Below are 17,288 nucleotides of genomic sequence, written 5' to 3'. Positions count from 1 at the left end.
AAATCCGCTTAGTTAGAATTCAGCAGATTAGAATGGCATTTTCATACCTGGTGGTAGTTGCATACCGCCAGTTACAGAAGCCATTTTCTCTTTTTGAGTCTCTTCAACGCGACGTGCTGCATCGTTGAATGCTGCAGCGATTAGATCTTCTAGCATCTCTTTGTCGTCTTCCATCAGACTTTCATCGATTTCTACACGACGCACACTGTGACTGCCAGTGATTGTAACTTTAACTAGACCAGCACCAGACTCGCCAGTTACTTCCATATTCGCGATTTCTTCTTGAAGCTTTTGCATGCGATCTTGCATTTGCTGGGCTTGCTTCATTAGGTTGCCCATACCGCCTTTACCAAACATGTTTATCTCTCTGGTTTAATTAGGTGTTGCATCTGTTAATGGGGTTATCACTTTACGTTTTCAACCCCATTCCGTTCAATTTTTAGATAGGGCGTACACTATCTTTATCAAGCTCTGCTGTAAATCGACGTTCGATGAACTGTACGTGTGGATCGTTTTCTAAACTGATCAGAGCCTGTTGTAATTTCTCTTGGTAGAGCCTATCTCTTAACTCTAGCGGGGTTTCACCATTTTCACCGACATCAATGCTTAAATGGCACTCTTCCCCTAGCACTGTATTGAGAGCATTTAATAACTCGCTCTGCGCTCTATCGGTGTTGAGGTGAGCTTGATTGCCTCTTAATTGTAGTGAAACCGTTGAACCTTCTTTATCAAAGTGCGAGTTCAAAGCCAATTGTTCCACCAATTTAGGTGTGTCCATTTGGCTAATTAGATTCGCCCATTCACTTCTTTCTAGAGATTCATCCACCAGCTTTTGCGCCATTTCTGGCGTTTTTTCATGTTCTAACGCTTGTTTGAGCTGCGTCGGTGTCAGTTCCGTATTGGCTTTCTTTTCGACCGGTTTTGTTGGTCGCCAACGGTATGCCTCATCCTCTGGCTCTTGATTTTCAGCTTGAGGAGTAGATTTAGGCGACACCTGCGCAGAATTGCCATGCAATTGCGCTAAACGGTCAATAACCGATTCTTTTTGTGCAGGTGCCGCTTTAGGCTTTTTTGGACCACCAGTCGGAGCCGTTGCTTGTTGTTGTCCTTGACGCTGTGAGCGCAATTGATGACGTAAACCACTCAAATTACCGCGAGAAGGCGCACTTTGTTGTGGCTGAGACTGTTGAGGAGCGTGCTGCGTTGGCGCAGGATTCTCACTCATTGGTGGAGCCATGTCATATTGCGGTGGTGCCATATCGTATCCACCCTGATACTCAGGTTGATACTGTGGCGCTTCGTTCTGCGTCGCTGGTTGGCTCATCGGTTGAGAAGCTGCATGCTGTGGCGCTGATTGCGCTGGGCGGCTTTGCATCTGCTGCATTGGCGCTTGTGCTGCAGGTGTTTGTTGCTTCGATGGCTGCAGTTGAGGTGATTGCTGCTGTGGAGCAATTTGTGGTTGGCTCACTGTCGCAGTCGGCGCGACTTGAGGCTGCGATGAGGTAGAAATTACGTTTGCGTTGTTGTTTGCTGACGGACGGAATGCCATCATACGCAATACAATCATTTCCATGCCGACGCGACCATTTGGTGACAGCGTCAGGTCTTCACGACCTTTCAAGGCGATCTGGTAGTAAAGCTGAACATCTTGCGGTGTCAGAGCTTTACTTAATAATTCAATTTTTTCAGCATCAGGCTGCGATTGGTCCAAAGTCGAAGGCAGAGCTTGGTGCATCGCAACACGATGAAGCTGAGAAGCTAATTGCTGTAGTAACCCATCCCACTCTACACCATTTGATGCGAGTAGTTGGATTTTATCCATCGCTTGTTGAGGTTGCTTACTACTGATTGATTCTAGCAAATGGATAGCTTGGTCTGTATCAATCGTACCCAGCATATTGCTAACGATGTCAGTTTGAATCGTACCGTTACCAAGGGCGATAGCTTGGTCAGTTAAGCTCAGTGCATCGCGCATACTGCCATCTGCAGCGTGCGAGATCATGCCAAGTGCTCTTGCTTCTGCAGAGACTTGTTCTTTTTCCAAAATATGGTCAAGTTGCTGATGGATATCATCAACACTGATTGGCTTAAGATGGAACTGCAAACAACGTGACAAAATCGTCACTGGCAGTTTCTGTGGATCTGTCGTTGCCAACAAGAACTTCACATACTCTGGCGGCTCTTCCAATGTCTTTAACAGCGCGTTGAAAGAGTGGCGCGAAAGCATGTGTACCTCATCGATGAGGTACACTTTAAAACGTCCGCGAGCGGGTTTGTATTGAACGTTGTCTAACAGTTCACGAGTATCTTCAACTTTAGTACGAGAAGCTGCGTCGATTTCAAGTAAGTCTACAAAGCGACCCTCATCAATCTCACGACAAGTATCACATTTCCCACAAGGGTTAGCAGTGATCCCTGTTTCGCAGTTCAAGCCCTTAGCAAACAGGCGGCCAATTGACGTTTTACCAACGCCTCGCGTGCCACTGAATAGGTACGCATGGTGTAAGCGATTTTGCGCTAACGCGTTTTCCAGAGCAGTTAAGACATGACTTTGTCCAACCACTTGATCAAACTTGTTAGGACGCCATTTTCGCGCTAAAGCTAAATAACTCATTGAATGTATTAGTGTCCTTCAAACTCGCAAATGCTGTATACGTTAAGACCTAGACCTTCTAGGCGCTTATCACCACCAATTTCTGGTAGGTTAATAACGAACGCAGCGTGCTCTAATTCACCGCCAAGCTGACGGATCAGTTTTGTTGTTGCTTCGATTGTACCGCCAGTCGCTAGCAGATCGTCAACAACCAATACTTTATCGCCTTCTACGATTGCATCAGTATGAATCTCTAGCGTATCCACACCGTACTCAAGCTCATAAGACTGAGCCACAGTAGGACGAGGTAGTTTGCCTGGCTTACGCACAGGGACAAAACCCACACCCAGTTCAAGTGCTAGAGGCGCACCAAATAGGAAACCACGAGCTTCTGTGCCGACCACTTTCGTGAAGCCCATGTCTTTGTAACGTTCAACTAATAGGTTAATCGTTGCTTGGTACGCTTTTGCGTCTTCCAGTAGGCTAGTTACGTCGCGGAAAAGAATGCCTGGTTTTGGGTAATCTTGGATGCTTTTGATGCTAGATTTGATCAGCGAAATTGTTTCTGTAGTCATAATACCGATTTACTTAGATTGGCTCATCACCCTCTGTTCTTATCGCAGTATATATGAGGGCAATAAACAATAGGTTTTCAGCGCGACGTACTCATTATTTTAAAAGTTACAGGCGCTGAAAATACAAACGCCCACTCGAAGAGCGGGCACACTATTCTCTACAATCTTAGTGATTTTCTTCTCGGTCAGCAACCAGCTCAGTCACAGGTAGACGCATAAACCAGCTCAGTAAAACGATTAGCATCACTAAAAGCGCAATTTTTACCCAGACAATGGGAGCAACCAGAATAGATACGGTAAAACTGAGCACGATAAATACAGCACCACGCTGCTTCACTTTTCGTGTAACCGCTCGGTGTTTGTGCCAGTTTTCTAGCATAGGTCCGAACGTTTTATGCTCATGCAGCCAACGATGAAAAGCAGGACTACCACGCATAAAACAGGCGCTGGCTAATAGAATAAAAGGTGTGGTTGGAAGTAATGGAAGGACGATACCAGCAATGCCAAGTATCATGCAGAGTCCACCAGCAATATTGAAAAAGTAACGCTTAATACGAATGGTGGACTCCAAAAAACAATCGTTTAATTAAAAACCTGCGTAACCGTTCAGTACGCGAATCCAGGTTAGCGTTGCAGGTAAAGTTGGGATCAAAAGAACTGCAATGAAACCTAAAAAGTAAAAAATATTATAAGGCTCTTTAAAATCTTTGTCTGCCATGATGCTTCTTCTCACTTGTTGACTTAGCTTTCTCCCAATTACATATCGTTAAATTATCGTTACGCAAATGGGTCATTATTGTTTTAAGCGCTGACTATACCTTAAACAGCAAACGCTAAACACCAACAAAAAGTAAGGCTATTGTGAGAATGATTATTAATAAGATATAGGATTTTAAACAATAAAAAAAGCAGCACATGAGTGCTGCTCGTGAATTTCTGAATTCATTACATTAAACGATTCAATCGTACAATGTTTAGGCTAAAGCTTGAGGTCCCTAAGCAGCCAATTGAAAGCTGTCCACCTGTGGTAATTGGAAGTTCGCGGGTAATAAAATTCTTCATACTACCATCACCAAGACGATTGCCGGCCGCGATGTGTTGATTAACATGTCCATCAGACCACTGGCTGTCCAGACCTGCCGGCAATATAGAGACTGACGATGATGCTAAATCAGCCACGCCGAACACTGCATTTACTGCACCTGCACACTCTGAACATTGTATGCCCTTTTCAATGATCTCAACCATGTCTTTAAGATCGGCACTAAAGCTTTTTAAGTTGCGTAGATAATCATCAAACAGAGCTCTCACCAGTAATGTGGTTGCTACGCCGTCTTGCTGCAGTGAAGCCGAATCCACAAGGTAGAAAGCAAATTGCCCGTTCATTAACCATCGGTAGTCAAACACCAATGGCATCACGTCTGTCGATTGCAGTAATCGGTACGAGCACTTCCAATCTCCCTGAGAGGTGTCTTTCTCAGGCAATAGAGCGTGCAACAAATCACGCGCTGCATTCGGGTTTTGCTGTAGATACTCAAGATGCCAATGAAGCTCTTGGTCATCTGGCATCTCTCCACCATCATCAACTCGGAACCACTGGCTCGAAAAATCTCGTTGTTCAGCAAAGTGGCAGTCCGAATCTTCCAGCGTATTGTCAATCGCTTGAGAGAGATGGTGATAATTTCCAATAGGTTTTGGTAGGAAGTCTTTGATACCAAATCGAAGCGCTTTTGCCACGTCAGACATTTCGTCTGTACCTGACACCACGATCAATGGCATCGATGGATATTCTAGGCTTACTTCCTCCACAAACTCGATTCCGTCTAAAACGGGCATGGATAAGTCGCATAAGACAAGGTCAGGCTCGCACTCACGCAATTGCTGCAGTGCTTCTAAACCGTTTTCAGCTTCTACTACCTTGTAACCCTGACTTTCTAAATAGGCACTAGTTACTCTACGAAATATGGGGTCATCGTCCACCAACATGATGAGCTTGTGATTGACCACTTCCTGCGCCGAGACCATTGCCGTTTGACCGTGAGTCTTAAACATACCTTTGTACCTCACAAAGCTCAGTCAAAAAACAAATTTATACGTTATTATTTTTGTTGTATTCACATCTTACAAAACGTTGTGCAGCAAGACGTCAGGCCCTTTCACCTTGTTATAAACCGTAGCCTTAAATTGACGTTTATACAAATATTCCATGGTTTATCAGTATTTACTAAGAGCGTCCTGCTGTGTTCAAATGGTGCAACATGTTGACTTAAAGCAAACTTTGATCACAAAGTTAATTATAAATTAGCCATAAACGGTAATTTAATGTGTCTGGAAATATGAAATTAGATGATCTAAACCTGTTTCGATTGGTTGTCGAAAATGGGAGCTATACCGCAACTTCGCGAAAAACCATGATTCCGGTGGCAACCATCACCCGACGCATTCAAGCGCTAGAAGACTCTGTCAATCTTCGATTGCTGAACCGTCATGCGCGTAAGCTTTCTCTCACTGAAGCTGGAGAACGCTTTTACCATGAATGCTCACCTCTGCTGCAACGCCTAACCTCGACAGCTGAGGAAATTACGGATGACTGCCGCGGTGCATCGGGCAAAATCAAAATTTCTGCGCCGTACAATCTGACGAAGCGCATGATGATGCCAATGTTCAATTCGTTCATGAAGCAGTACCCAGATATCAACATTGAGTTGACGACGGAAAGCAATGCGGATCAACTTGATCCGACCGAATGGGACGTGATCTTCCGTGTCGGTCCGCAACGTGATTCAAGTCTGATTGCACGCAAAATTGGTGAAGTAAAAGATATTTTGGTTGCAAGCCCTGACTACTTAACGGCGAACCCAGCTCCAAATCACGCTGAGGAGCTTTCTAACCACTCTTTGCTAAAAGGCTCACCGCTTATCAAGTGGACACTGATTAACAGCAAAGGAGAGTCTGTGGTGAACGTAGAGCGCGGTCGTTTTCAAGCAAACGCACTCAACGTGGTTCGTAGCTCTTGTTCAGAAGGTTTAGGCATTACTTTGATGCCTGACGTGATGATCAAAGAGTACATCGAAAGCGGCGATCTTGTGCGCGTACTACCAGATTGGAGCGCAAACCCGCGTGACATCTACATGCTGTACAACCACAAAGACCACTTACCTGAAAAGGTACGCTTATTCATCGACTTCGTGATTGCTTACAACATTCACTAAGCTAAAAACATAAGCCGATAGAAAACAAAAACCAGAGCCGAAGCTCTGGTTTTTTTATCTCTTGAGAAGTGCGATTTAAGCGCCTTCGTTGTGCAACTCTAAGTTTGCTAGGTCTTGCTGGATTTCGCGCTGTGTTTTCGCATCATCGTTGCGCAGACCATCAAGGAAATCCAGATATTGCTGGTCAATATCACCCGTCACGTACTCACCGTTAAATACGGATGTATCAAACGTAGTGATATCTTGGTTACCAAGACCAACTGCCTCGACTAAATCATCGAGACGTTGATAAATCAGAGCATCCGCACCGATTTGCTTGCAGATGGTCTCGTTATCGCGTCCATGAGCAATCAGTTCTGTCGCGCTTGGCATGTCGATACCGTAAACATTCGGGAAACGAACTTCTGGCGCGGCAGAAACCATAAACACTTTGTTCGCACCGGAATCACGAGCCATCTCAATGATCTGCTCTGAAGTCGTACCACGTACGATAGAGTCATCGACTAGCAGGACATTTTTGCCCTTGAACTCAGAGCGGATCGCATTGAGCTTGCGACGTACCGACTTCTTACGTTGCTGTTGTCCCGGCATGATAAAGGTACGACCTACGTAACGGTTTTTCACAAAACCTTGGCGGTATGGCTTATCAATCGCTTGAGCAATTTGCAGTGCGATATCGCAAGATGTTTCTGGAATAGGAATAACCACGTCGATGTCTAAATCTGCGTAGTCTTCGCTGATACGCTCACCGAGCTTCTTACCCATTTCAACACGAGCACTGTACACTGAAATCTTATCGATGAATGAATCTGGACGAGCAAAGTAAACGAACTCAAAAATACATGGGTTCAGCTTAGGGTTGTCAGCACACTGCTTAGTGTATAGCTCACCATCGAATGTCGCGTAAATTGCCTCACCAGGCGCCACGTCGCGAACAAAATCGAAGCCAACAGCATCCAGCGCGACAGATTCTGACGCCACCATATACTCGGTTCTGCCGTTTACTTCTCGCTTGCCAAGACAAAGAGGACGAATGCCGTGAGGGTCACGAAATGCAATCATACCGTGACCAATGATCATCGCTGTTACTGCGTATGCACCGCGAATAGTGCGATGCACATTAGTCACCGCGCGGAACACGTCTTCAGAAGTCACGTTACCTTTAACGGTGTCGATTTCATGAGCCAGTACATTAAGTAACACTTCTGAGTCTGAAGTGGTGTTGATATGGCGGCGGTCTTTTTCAAACAGCTTCTGACGAACTTCATGAGCGTTTGTCAGGTTACCATTGTGGGCAAGTGTAATACCGAAAGGAGAGTTTACGTAGAAAGGTTGAGCTTCTGAGGCGCTTGAACTACCTGCAGTAGGGTAACGAACATGACCAATACCCACCTCACCTTGCAAGCGTTGCATGTGTCTTGCTTCGAACACATCCTTCACTAAACCGTTCGCCTTGCGCAGACGAAAACGATTGCTTTCTATGGTACAAATACCAGCGGCATCTTGGCCACGATGCTGTAACACCGTTAACGCGTCATAAATAGACTGGTTTACAGGCGTTGTGCCCACGATTCCAACAATACCACACATGTCCTAATCCTCGATTTGCGACAGTAGCTGGCACTACTAGATAGTGCCAGACAGAAAACTTGATGTTGCTTTTAAATGCTCGAAGAATGGGGCGATGATACGGCTGAACTCAGGGACCAACTGTGACTCTTTCCACCAATCCGAGCTTGGGAATGCAGTAAACGCATCCATAAAAAACAGCACCGCAGAAACAATCAGTACTCCGCGTAAACCACCAAACACCACACCGAGAATTCGATCGGTTCCTGATAGCCCTGTTTTTTGTACCAGTTGACCAATGACGTAATTCACCACTGCACCAACCACTAGGGTTGCGACGAATAACGCCGCAATTGCGGCTCCGTTTCGAAACATTTCATCTTCGATGTTGGTGAAGTACACCGCCAATTTGGCGTAGTAGTTACTGGAGATAAAAAATGCTCCGAACCAAATCACCAAAGACAAAGCTTCTTTAGCAAAACCGCGAACTAAACTGATCAGAGCTGAAAATCCGATCACACCTAAAATGACAAAATCTAACCAATTCATGTTTTCTTCATCTTAAGTTGGCGCGCATTTTAACAGAAAAAATGCTGACGCAAACGTTTTCTTATGGATTTAATGGCTTAAATTTAAGCAATTGACCTTTTGAGCCTGTAATTTTTTGTAATTCCTTGACCTGTCGTTCAAGTTTACTTTTTGATACATCAGGACCAACAATTACTCGAGTAAAGGTATTCTCTTTTTTTACATGAGCTTGATACCCGCGCTTCTGTAAATCCTCTACCAATGCAACTGCATTCTCATGATTTTTCAGTGCCATCAATTGAATGATCCAAGCCGAATCCTCATATTGATTTTTTTCTTCAACCGGACGAACAGCGACCTCTACCTTTTCAGGCTGCTTGTTCGCATGTTCAGGTTGAGTAGCAGGCTCTGTTTTTGGTACAGAAACGTCAACTGGAGACACTTCAGATTCATCCACCGTCGCAGTTACCGGAGATTCTGGTAACGAAACGTTGTCTTCTTCAGGTTCCAAGATTTCAAAGTTTTCCACATCGCTATCAAGTTCTGGTTTGATAGGAATGCTGGCAAACTCTTCTTTGTAGTGCAGTTTCTTACCATCTAGGACGTCAGGGAGCACAATGACCCCCACCGCTACTAGAATGATGGTGCCGACTAAACGACTTTGGAATTTACTTGCCATCAAATTACCTTTGATTACTCATTATTTGATTGCCAATGCTCCAACACCTCGCCCACAGTATGGAAGGAACCAACCACCAAAATGACATCGTCGTGAGCTGCGTGAGTCTTCGCGCTCTCAAACGCCTCTACTGGAGCTTGGAACTCAACTTGACCTTGAGGTAAGTATTGGCACAGTTCATCTGCTGTCGCTGCTCGTGGACCTGTCAGCGATGCTGGATACCATTGCGTTGCAATTGGAGTTAATGCTTCGATTGTTGCTTTGATGTCTTTATCGTGCAGCATAGCAACCACAACGTGGATGTTCTTATCCGCGTATTGACGTTTCACCTTCTCAACCAAGTATTCAGCTGAATGAGGGTTGTGTGCAACATCAAGGACGATTTCCGGACCTGTTTGCAAAACCTGCATTCGGCCAGCCAAGCGAGCATTATTCAAGCCATTAACGATATTAATGTCAGTGATTTGCAATTCTGACGCGCCGAGAGCCATTAACGCTGTTGCTGCATTCGGTAACGGTAGAGATGGCAATGGCAGATCTTCTAAATCAAATGCGCCACTGCTCCACTTCCAACCTTTCTCAGTTATCTGGTAATCAAATTGAATACCGACTTGGAAAAACTCAGCTTGAATATCATCAGCATGGGCAGCAACCGTCGCCGGCGGTGTTGGCTGACCACAAATTGCAGGTTTGCCCGCACGGTAAATACCGGCTTTCTCGAAGCCAATCACATTGATGTCATCGCCCAGCCAATCAACATGGTCGATAGCCAAGCTAGTGATAACAGACACGTCATGGTCAACCACATTAGTCGCGTCTAAGCGTCCACCTAGACCAACTTCTAACAGGACCACATCCACTTTCTCAACTTGGAAAATACGAAGTGCCGCTAACGTACCAAATTCAAACAAACTTAGGCTTATCTCGCCGCGCTGTTTTTCGATGTAATCGAACGCCTCACAGTGTTTGCTATCTTCTGCATCGACGCCATTGATACGTACTCGCTCATTGTAGCGAATCAGGTGTGGTGAACTGTAAACACCGACAGAATAACCGGCATCTAATAGAATGGCTTCCATCAACGCACATGTTGAGCCCTTGCCATTGGTGCCGGCAACAGTAATCACAGTAGGAGCTGGTTTGGTAAGGTTAGCCTTTTGCGCTACCGCTTGAACGCGGTCTAAGCCAAGGTCAATCGCTGAAGTGTGGAGATTTGTTAAATAATCAAGCCACATCGTTAGAGGAGATGTGGCTTGAGGAATAGAGTTTTGGGTCATCTAACTTTAACCATTAATTTCTTTGGTTTTTATGTTAGTTGATACTTTACCCTTTTTCGTCTGCTTCTGGTACAGAATATGGCTCTTCATTTGGAGATTCGTTAACCGAGACCACCATAGGAGACTTGTGGTTAGTTAGCTTAGCTACTAGACCACCCACACGCTGACGCATTTCACGACGGTCAACGATCATATCGATCGCACCGTGCTCAAGAAGGAACTCGCTACGTTGGAAGCCTTCAGGAAGATCTTCACGTACTGTCTGTTCAATTACGCGGCGACCAGCAAAGCCGATAAGTGCTTTAGGTTCACCAATGTTGATGTCACCTAGCATTGCCAAACTTGCTGATACACCGCCCATTGTTGGGTCAGTCAGTACAGAGATGAATGGCAAGCCTTTCTCAGAAAGACGCTCAAGTGCCGCACTGGTTTTCGCCATTTGCATTAGAGACATCAACGCCTCCTGCATACGCGCACCACCACTTGCTGAGAAACAAACAAGTGCACAGTTGTTTTCAATTGCTGCTTCTACTGCTTTTACAAAGCGCGCACCAACAACAGAACCCATTGAACCGCCCATGAAAGAGAACTCAAAAGCACACGCCACTAGTGGCATGCCCAACAATTCACCTTGCATTACGATCAGTGCATCTTTCTCACCACTGCTCTTTTGTGCAGCAGAGATACGCTCTTTGTAGCGTTTAGAATCTTTAAACTTCAGTTTATCTTGCGGCTCAAGCTCAGTACCAAGTTCCACACGGTTACCTTCATCTAGGAATGTTTCTAGACGACGGCGCGCTTTCATACGCATGTGATGGTTACACTTAGGACAAACTTCTAGGTTACGCTCAAGCTCAGCGTGGTATAAAACCTGCTCACAAGAAGTACATTTGGTCCACACGCCTTCAGGAATAGAAGCTTTACGTGAACTTACTAGGTTGCTTTTCTCTAAAATCTTTTCAAGCCAACTCATGGAAGACCTTTTCTCTCAACTCTTCCGCTTCATTGCGAAAGATATAAATTCGGGAATATTGCGGATGGATTAAAACATATCTTGCCGCGACTGTAGATAAAAAACTGGTTGTACCTATTTTTGATATCATTAATAACGCACAGTTTCAGCACGTATCCAGCCTAAAGTACCGATATTTTGAAACAAAATCGCAAATTTAGTTCAAATTATCTGGCAAAAACAACGGACCGATCGGCACTCGTGGCAATCCAAACTCTTCTGGGTAGTCCACATCCACCAAATATAAGCCTTCAGCTTTGGCGGTCGCGCCTGCTAATTTGCGGTCTTTCGCTTCTAGTAGCCATTTTATCCATTCTGGTTTTTCTTCACCACGACCCACTTTGATCAAGCTACCGGTGATGTTGCGCACCATATGATGAACAAATGCATTGGCTTTGATATCAATCACGATGTAGTCACCATGACGAGTTACGTTAAGGTGCATCAAGTTACGGAATGGGCTCAATGATTGGCAATGCGCAGCACGGAATGAGCTAAAGTCGTTCTCACCCAATAGATACTGCCCTGCTTCATGCATTTTCTTCTCGTCGAGTTCACCATGGTAGTGGCTCACCCCAGAATTCAAAATACCTGGACGCAGTGCATGATTGAAGATGATGTAGCGATAACGACGCGCAGTTGCAGAGAATCGAGCATGAAAGTCATCGTTCACTTCCACTGCCCAGCGGACAGCGATATCACTTGGCATGTTTGCATTTGCACCCATAGTCCAAGCCACCATTTTACGACTCACGTTGGTGTCAAAGTGAACAACCTGACCAGTGCCATGCACACCAGCGTCTGTACGACCTGCACACTGAACTTCAACAGGGTGATTCGCTACCACAGACAATGCTTTTTCTAGCTCTTCTTGGACGCTTTTCACTTCTCTTTGACGTTGCCAGCCAAAGTAGTTTGTACCGTTGTATTCGATACCTAATGCGATTCTCATTTTAACCTTCGAACTCTAAAATGGGGCGGGAAGTATATACGTAAGTCCTTCCAGATACAAAAAGGGCAGCGTTTGCTGCCCTTTTAGTTACCGACCGTTAATCGTATCGATAAGGTTTTTAGCCTCTCGGCGAATATCATCTTCTCCGTAGACAATCGCTTCTTCTAGCAACTTAATCGCGCCTTGAGGATCGTTCATCTCAAGGTAGATTTTTGCGAGATCCAGCTTACCTGCAGCTTCTGCATTGGTATCTACATCGACATCGCCAATATCACCAATCACGTCAGGAAATTCGTTCAGACCCACATCGAGTTTGAGATCTTGCTCTTCAAACTCGCCACCGTCTTTGTCCACTTGCGCCATCAACTCATCAATCGTCATGAATTGATTCTTCTTAGGATCAAAGTCCGTTAAGTCTTCTTGCTCACCCCAGTTTTCTTGCGCGATTTCTGGCTGTGCTAACGCGTCAGACGAACTCCATACTTCACGCTGATCTTCTGGTACCTCTGCTGCTGATGAAGTGCTTTCTGGCGACAGTTTAAAGCCGTCCCAGTCATCACCAACATCCAGCATAGTCTCGAAGTCCATACCAGCGCTTGCAATCGTGTCACTATCTAGCTTGCCATCAAAGACCTCAGATTCAGTATTTTCCGATAACAGGTTCGCCATCGCTGATTCTTCGAAGTCATTTAACTCTGACTCAAAGGCATTGTTCGCTTCTGGCTCCACATCGGCACTGAAAGCTTCTGGTTGCGCAAAGACTTCGAACAAAGCATCGTGGTCATTATCAGCTTGCAACACTGGCTGAGGCGTTTCTAAGCGCTCATTCGATGCTTCTGGACTAATAGTGTCAGATTCAGCAGTTGATGGTTCTTCTGCCATTGATGCTAGCGCATCTTCTTCGCTGAATTCAGGAAGATCTAAGTCGTCGAAGTTGAACTCTTCTTCTGCTTCCGCAACTGGCGCTTCAAGATCGGCTGTTTCCGATTCTGTTAGCGCTGGCTCCTCTGCCATTGACGCTAACGCATCTTCTTCGCTGAATTCAGGAAGCTCTAATTCATCAAAGTTGAACTCTTCTTCTGCGTCCGCAACTGGTGCTTCAGGCTCAGCCATTTCCGATTCTGTTAGCGCTGGCTCTTCTGCCATTGACGCTAGCGCATCTTCTTCGCTGAATTCAGGAAGCTCTAAGTCGTCGAAGTTAAACTCTTCTTCTGCTTCCGCAACTGGCGCTTCAAGATCGGTTATTTCCGATTCTGTTAGCGCTGGCTCCTCTGCCATTGACGCTAACGCATCTTCTCCACTGAACTCAGGAAGCTCTAATTCATCAAAGTTGAACTCTTCTTCTGCGTCCGCAACTGGTGCTTCAACATCGGCTGTTTCCGATTCTGTTAGCGCTGGCTCTTCTGCCATTGACGCTAGCGCATCTTCTTCGCTGAATTCAGGAAGTTCTAAGTCGTCGAGGTTGAACTCTTCTTCTGCGTCCGCAACTGGTGCTTCAGGCTCAGCCATTTCCGATTCTGTTAGCGCAGGCTCTTCTGCCATTGATGCTAGCGCATCTTCTTCGCTGAACTCAGGAAGCTCTAATTCATCAAAGTTGAACTCTTCTTCCGCGTCCGCAACTGGCGCTTCAACATCGGCTGTTTCCGATTCTGTTAGCGCTGGCTCCTCTGCCATTGACGCTAGCGCATCTTCTTCGCTGAATTCAGGAAGTTCTAAGTCGTCGAGGTTGAACTCTTCTTCTGCGTCCGCAACTGGCGCTTCAGGCTCAACCATTTCCGATTCCGCTAACTCTGGCTCTTCTGCCATTGACGCTAGCGCATCTTCTTCGCTGAATTCAGGAAGTTCTAAATCGTCTAGGTTGAACTCTTCTTCATCGATATTAGATGCAGTTGAGTTAGCTGCAACTGGCTCTTGCTCTGTTTTGCCCTCTGGCTCAATATCATCAACTAGCCAATCTTCCTCTTGAGGAATACCAAATTCATTTTCAACAGTGTTCGGTGTGGGAGTGAAAGCAGGCTCTTCTTCAATATCAGAAGTTTCAATAGATTCACTTTCAGCTTGGTTCACTTGTGGCACGTTGTCTGATTGAAGCTCTGCTGTATCAAGCTGCTCAACAGATTCTTCCACCACTGCTAGTTCTTCAACTGATGTTTCTGGCTCGGATTCAAGCTCCGCCTCATCCCCAAATTCCGTTTCACCGCCAATCAATGCGTCAAGCTCTGCAGCAAAGTCCGCACCTTCTTGCTCTGCAGGTTTTAGAGCTTCGCTGTCGGTATCGAAGAGATCATCCAGCTCCGTCATTAACGGGTCATGCTTTGGTGAAGCATCTTCTAGGTCACCAAAGAAATCATTGCTGTTGAAATTAACATCGGATTCAGACTGCTCGGCTTCAGCTTCTGTGCTGAGAGGCTCAGTCTGAGGCTGACTTTCAGCCTCTGGTTGGTTGTCACTAAGCAGCGCATCTATATCCAAACCGGAATCTAATCCAAGTGCCGCTTTTTCATCTTCTAAATCTAATGTTGATTCGACGCCAGCAGTAGGTTGAGGAGTCGAAGTTAACGCTTCCTCTTCTACAGGCTCTAAATCATCAAAACCAAGCGAGGCAAGCAGGTCTTCATCATCTTGAATGTTCTCTGGTTCGTCATCTTCACGAATTAGATCATCAAATGGGTCAATTTCACTGTTCGGTTCGCTGTGCGATTCTTCGTTATCGTCATCTAACAGCTCGTCCAACAAATCAACGCTATTTTCATCAATGTCTGCCAGAGCATCGTCATTCTCGAAACCTGATAGCTTTTCTAGCTCATCAAGCGGATCAAAGTCATCGTCGGATGAGTCCTCATCATCAAAGCCAATCAACTCGTCGAGTAAATCGGTACTGTCTTCGTCGATCGCAGGCTCTTCGCTCAAGCCTGCGATATCCTCTAGCTCTTCAAGAGGGTCAAGCTCGTTAAGGGACTCACCATCGTCTTCGCCGATCAACTCATCAAGAAGCGCCGATGCGTCATCTTCACTTGAGTCGTTTTCTGTTAGACCGGAAAGCGCCTCAAGTTCATCAAATACATCATCATCTGATTCGCTTGATGTTGGTTGCTCGTATTGTGCTAGCAGTTTATCGATGTCATCGTCCGTTGCTTCACCAGCTGAAAATGCGTTCTCAGTTACAGCTGGCTTATCTTCTTCAACATCCAGATTGAGATCATCACCATCTAGGTCAGCAAACAAGTCGTCCAACATTGCTTGGTCTACGCCATCTGTTTGCAGCTCTTCTGCCGGTTCATCAGCTGCGAGTAATTCAGCAAAAGCATCATCAGACATCGCATCAGAACCATCTTCGTCAGAAAGATCGAAGCCAGCATCATCGTCATCTAGCACTTCAAGTTCAGGAGCCACCTCATCCAAGGCGCGCTCCATTTCTTCAAGACCCAGGGCTTTTTCTTCGCCATTAACCTTGATGCCATTGCTAGAGGAATCAAATTCATCAAAGCCAACGTCTAAATCGCCATCGTCACCGATGCCAGCAAATGGGTCCTCGCCATCATCACCTTCAAGATTGAAATCAAGCTCGTCATCATCAAGGTTCCCGAAGACATCCTCTTCTTCAGTTTGCTGTTCTTCTTGTTCGAATAGGTTTTCAGCTTCGTCATCATCTCCGAACAAGTCGTCATCAAGGCTCAGCTCTTCGTCTAATTCATCCGCAGCTGCTAAACCAATTGGCGCAGCAAGAGGATCTGTACTTTGCTGCTCTTGCGCAGCCGCTTCTTCCTCTTTTGCTTTCGAGCGACGACCAAGCATCATCACGACTAACAAGGCGATTAACGCACCCGGAATCAACGCAGCAAGACCAACAAGCCAGCCATTCGATAGAATTTTATCCATCGTACTTGGCTGCATACGCTGTTGCTCGGCAACACGCTGACGCTCTTCAGCTAACAATTTTTCAACTTCTGAGCGAATACGCTCTTCGTCATTCAACGATGTTTTCAGCGTTTCAACTTCGCTTTGTACTTCAGAAAGCATCAAACGCAGGCGATGATTCTTCTCTTCCAAAGACTCCAATTCACTTTGCGAGCCTTGCAGCTTGTCTTTCAGCGCACTGACTTGCTTCTCGCCTTCTGGTGAGGTGGTCACTGCAGGCACTGGCGTCTCAGGTTTTACCACTTTTACCAGCTCTGGTTTCGGAGCTTCTGGTTTCGCAGCCTCTGGTTTTGGATCTGGCTTTGCGGTTTCAACCACTGGTTTTGGCGGCTCAACTTTCGGTTTTACAGGTTGAGTAGGCGTTGCTTTTGGCTGAGTGAGTCGAGCTTCATGCGCTTTCATAATGGCAACAGCTTGCGCAGTTGTTGCGCTTTGCACTTGCTCCAGAGAAGGGACACGTAATCGACTACCAGGAATCAGTTCGTGGATATTCTGTTTATCAAACGCTTGAGGGTTGATTCTATAGATGGCGAGCAGCGTTTGTTGTACGGAAACATTTCGAGAAGGTCGCAATTGAGAAGCGATCGACCATAAAGTCTCATTTTGACCTGTCGGGCCAAAGAAGCGCGACGGTTGGTCATTTTTAGGTGGAGCGGGCAACGCTCGTTCAATCTCCTCAGCAAAGCTCGGAGACGCTTGCACTTCACCAGAGGGTCCTACAAGACGAATACCTTCGGCTTGAACCAATGACGATGTCTGAGTCGCGCTCATCAGCACAAGGGCTGCTAACAAACGCTTATAATTTTGACGCATAGAAGGCTCAGTTTGGTGCTAGTAACAATTTGAAATAGTGATCGGTTAAATATATCGGATATAGCCCTCAAAACTATAGTTTTGAGGGTAAAAAATGTGTGGCTCTCACCATATTCGTACTAATCTCACACAATTTTACGCTATTCGAACAAAAAAGCCT

At 45.7% G+C, this 17,288-nt stretch carries 14 protein-coding genes; 1 reads left to right on the top strand and 13 read right to left on the bottom strand.

The genetic code is table 11. From position 1 onward, the window contains the following. Positions 1 to 27: 27 nt before the first annotated feature. From ABMY42_RS07200 to ABMY42_RS07175, 6 genes are all read right to left on the bottom strand, one after another. Entirely contained in the window at positions 28 to 357 is a 330-nt protein-coding gene (locus tag ABMY42_RS07200) for a YbaB/EbfC family nucleoid-associated protein (RefSeq protein ID WP_005432961.1), read from the bottom strand. An 82-nt stretch (positions 358 to 439) separates the two neighbouring features. Continuing rightward, entirely contained in the window at positions 440 to 2,614 is a 2,175-nt protein-coding gene (gene dnaX / locus ABMY42_RS07195; RefSeq protein WP_349266161.1) for a DNA polymerase III subunit gamma/tau, read from the bottom strand. An 8-nt stretch (positions 2,615 to 2,622) separates the two neighbouring features. After that, positions 2,623 to 3,168, bottom strand: coding sequence for an adenine phosphoribosyltransferase (gene apt / locus ABMY42_RS07190; RefSeq protein ID WP_005452085.1), 546 nt, complete (start codon positions 3,166 to 3,168; stop codon positions 2,623 to 2,625). Positions 3,169 to 3,334: 166 nt separating this feature from the next. After that, positions 3,335 to 3,739: a YbaN family protein gene (locus tag ABMY42_RS07185; RefSeq protein ID WP_005452088.1), complete on the bottom strand. Its 405-nt coding sequence runs from the start codon at positions 3,737 to 3,739 to the stop codon at positions 3,335 to 3,337. A gap of 15 nt (positions 3,740 to 3,754) precedes the next feature. Then, on the bottom strand, positions 3,755 to 3,886 hold the full coding sequence (locus tag ABMY42_RS07180; RefSeq protein WP_005452089.1) for a hypothetical protein: 132 nt from the start codon (positions 3,884 to 3,886) through the stop codon (positions 3,755 to 3,757). Positions 3,887 to 4,113: 227 nt separating this feature from the next. Then, positions 4,114 to 5,220 (bottom strand): response regulator, encoded by a 1,107-nt coding sequence (locus ABMY42_RS07175; protein ID WP_005452090.1) that lies wholly within the window; start codon positions 5,218 to 5,220, stop codon positions 4,114 to 4,116. 284 nt (positions 5,221 to 5,504) lie between these two features. Between ABMY42_RS07175 and ABMY42_RS07170 the strand changes: the two genes are divergently transcribed. After that, entirely contained in the window at positions 5,505 to 6,380 is an 876-nt protein-coding gene (locus ABMY42_RS07170; RefSeq protein ID WP_005452091.1) for a LysR family transcriptional regulator, read from the top strand. A 75-nt stretch (positions 6,381 to 6,455) separates the two neighbouring features. On the opposite strand, the gene purF is transcribed toward ABMY42_RS07170, so the two are convergent. The 7 genes from purF to ABMY42_RS07135 all read right to left on the bottom strand — a co-directional run bounded on the left by purF (position 6,456) and on the right by ABMY42_RS07135 (position 17,128). Beyond that, the gene (purF, locus tag ABMY42_RS07165; RefSeq protein ID WP_009698549.1) at positions 6,456 to 7,970 is read right to left on the bottom strand and encodes an amidophosphoribosyltransferase; all 1,515 of its coding nucleotides are present in this window, start codon (positions 7,968 to 7,970) and stop codon (positions 6,456 to 6,458) included. A gap of 36 nt (positions 7,971 to 8,006) precedes the next feature. Beyond that, positions 8,007 to 8,498 carry a CvpA family protein gene (locus ABMY42_RS07160; protein WP_005432921.1) on the bottom strand — a complete coding sequence of 164 codons (492 nt, stop codon included), beginning with the start codon at positions 8,496 to 8,498 and terminating at the stop codon, positions 8,007 to 8,009. 61 nt (positions 8,499 to 8,559) lie between these two features. Next, on the bottom strand, positions 8,560 to 9,156 hold the full coding sequence (locus ABMY42_RS07155; RefSeq protein WP_005452093.1) for an SPOR domain-containing protein: 597 nt from the start codon (positions 9,154 to 9,156) through the stop codon (positions 8,560 to 8,562). Between the two features lie 14 nt (positions 9,157 to 9,170). Next, positions 9,171 to 10,433, bottom strand: coding sequence for a bifunctional tetrahydrofolate synthase/dihydrofolate synthase (gene folC, locus ABMY42_RS07150; protein ID WP_005452094.1), 1,263 nt, complete (start codon positions 10,431 to 10,433; stop codon positions 9,171 to 9,173). Between the two features lie 46 nt (positions 10,434 to 10,479). Further along, entirely contained in the window at positions 10,480 to 11,406 is a 927-nt protein-coding gene (accD, locus tag ABMY42_RS07145; RefSeq protein WP_005452095.1) for an acetyl-CoA carboxylase, carboxyltransferase subunit beta, read from the bottom strand. A gap of 196 nt (positions 11,407 to 11,602) precedes the next feature. Beyond that, the gene (truA, locus tag ABMY42_RS07140; RefSeq protein WP_005452100.1) at positions 11,603 to 12,397 is read right to left on the bottom strand and encodes a tRNA pseudouridine(38-40) synthase TruA; all 795 of its coding nucleotides are present in this window, start codon (positions 12,395 to 12,397) and stop codon (positions 11,603 to 11,605) included. Between the two features lie 87 nt (positions 12,398 to 12,484). Beyond that, on the bottom strand, positions 12,485 to 17,128 hold the full coding sequence (locus ABMY42_RS07135; protein WP_349266160.1) for a FimV/HubP family polar landmark protein: 4,644 nt from the start codon (positions 17,126 to 17,128) through the stop codon (positions 12,485 to 12,487). Positions 17,129 to 17,288 lie beyond the last annotated feature (160 nt).

The sequence above is a fragment of the Vibrio sp. SSH13-20 genome, assembly GCF_040104475.1.
Lineage (GTDB): Bacteria > Pseudomonadota > Gammaproteobacteria > Enterobacterales > Vibrionaceae > Vibrio > Vibrio harveyi.
Note: the sequence above shows the minus strand (reverse complement) of the source record. Positions and strands in the feature narration are given on the sequence as shown.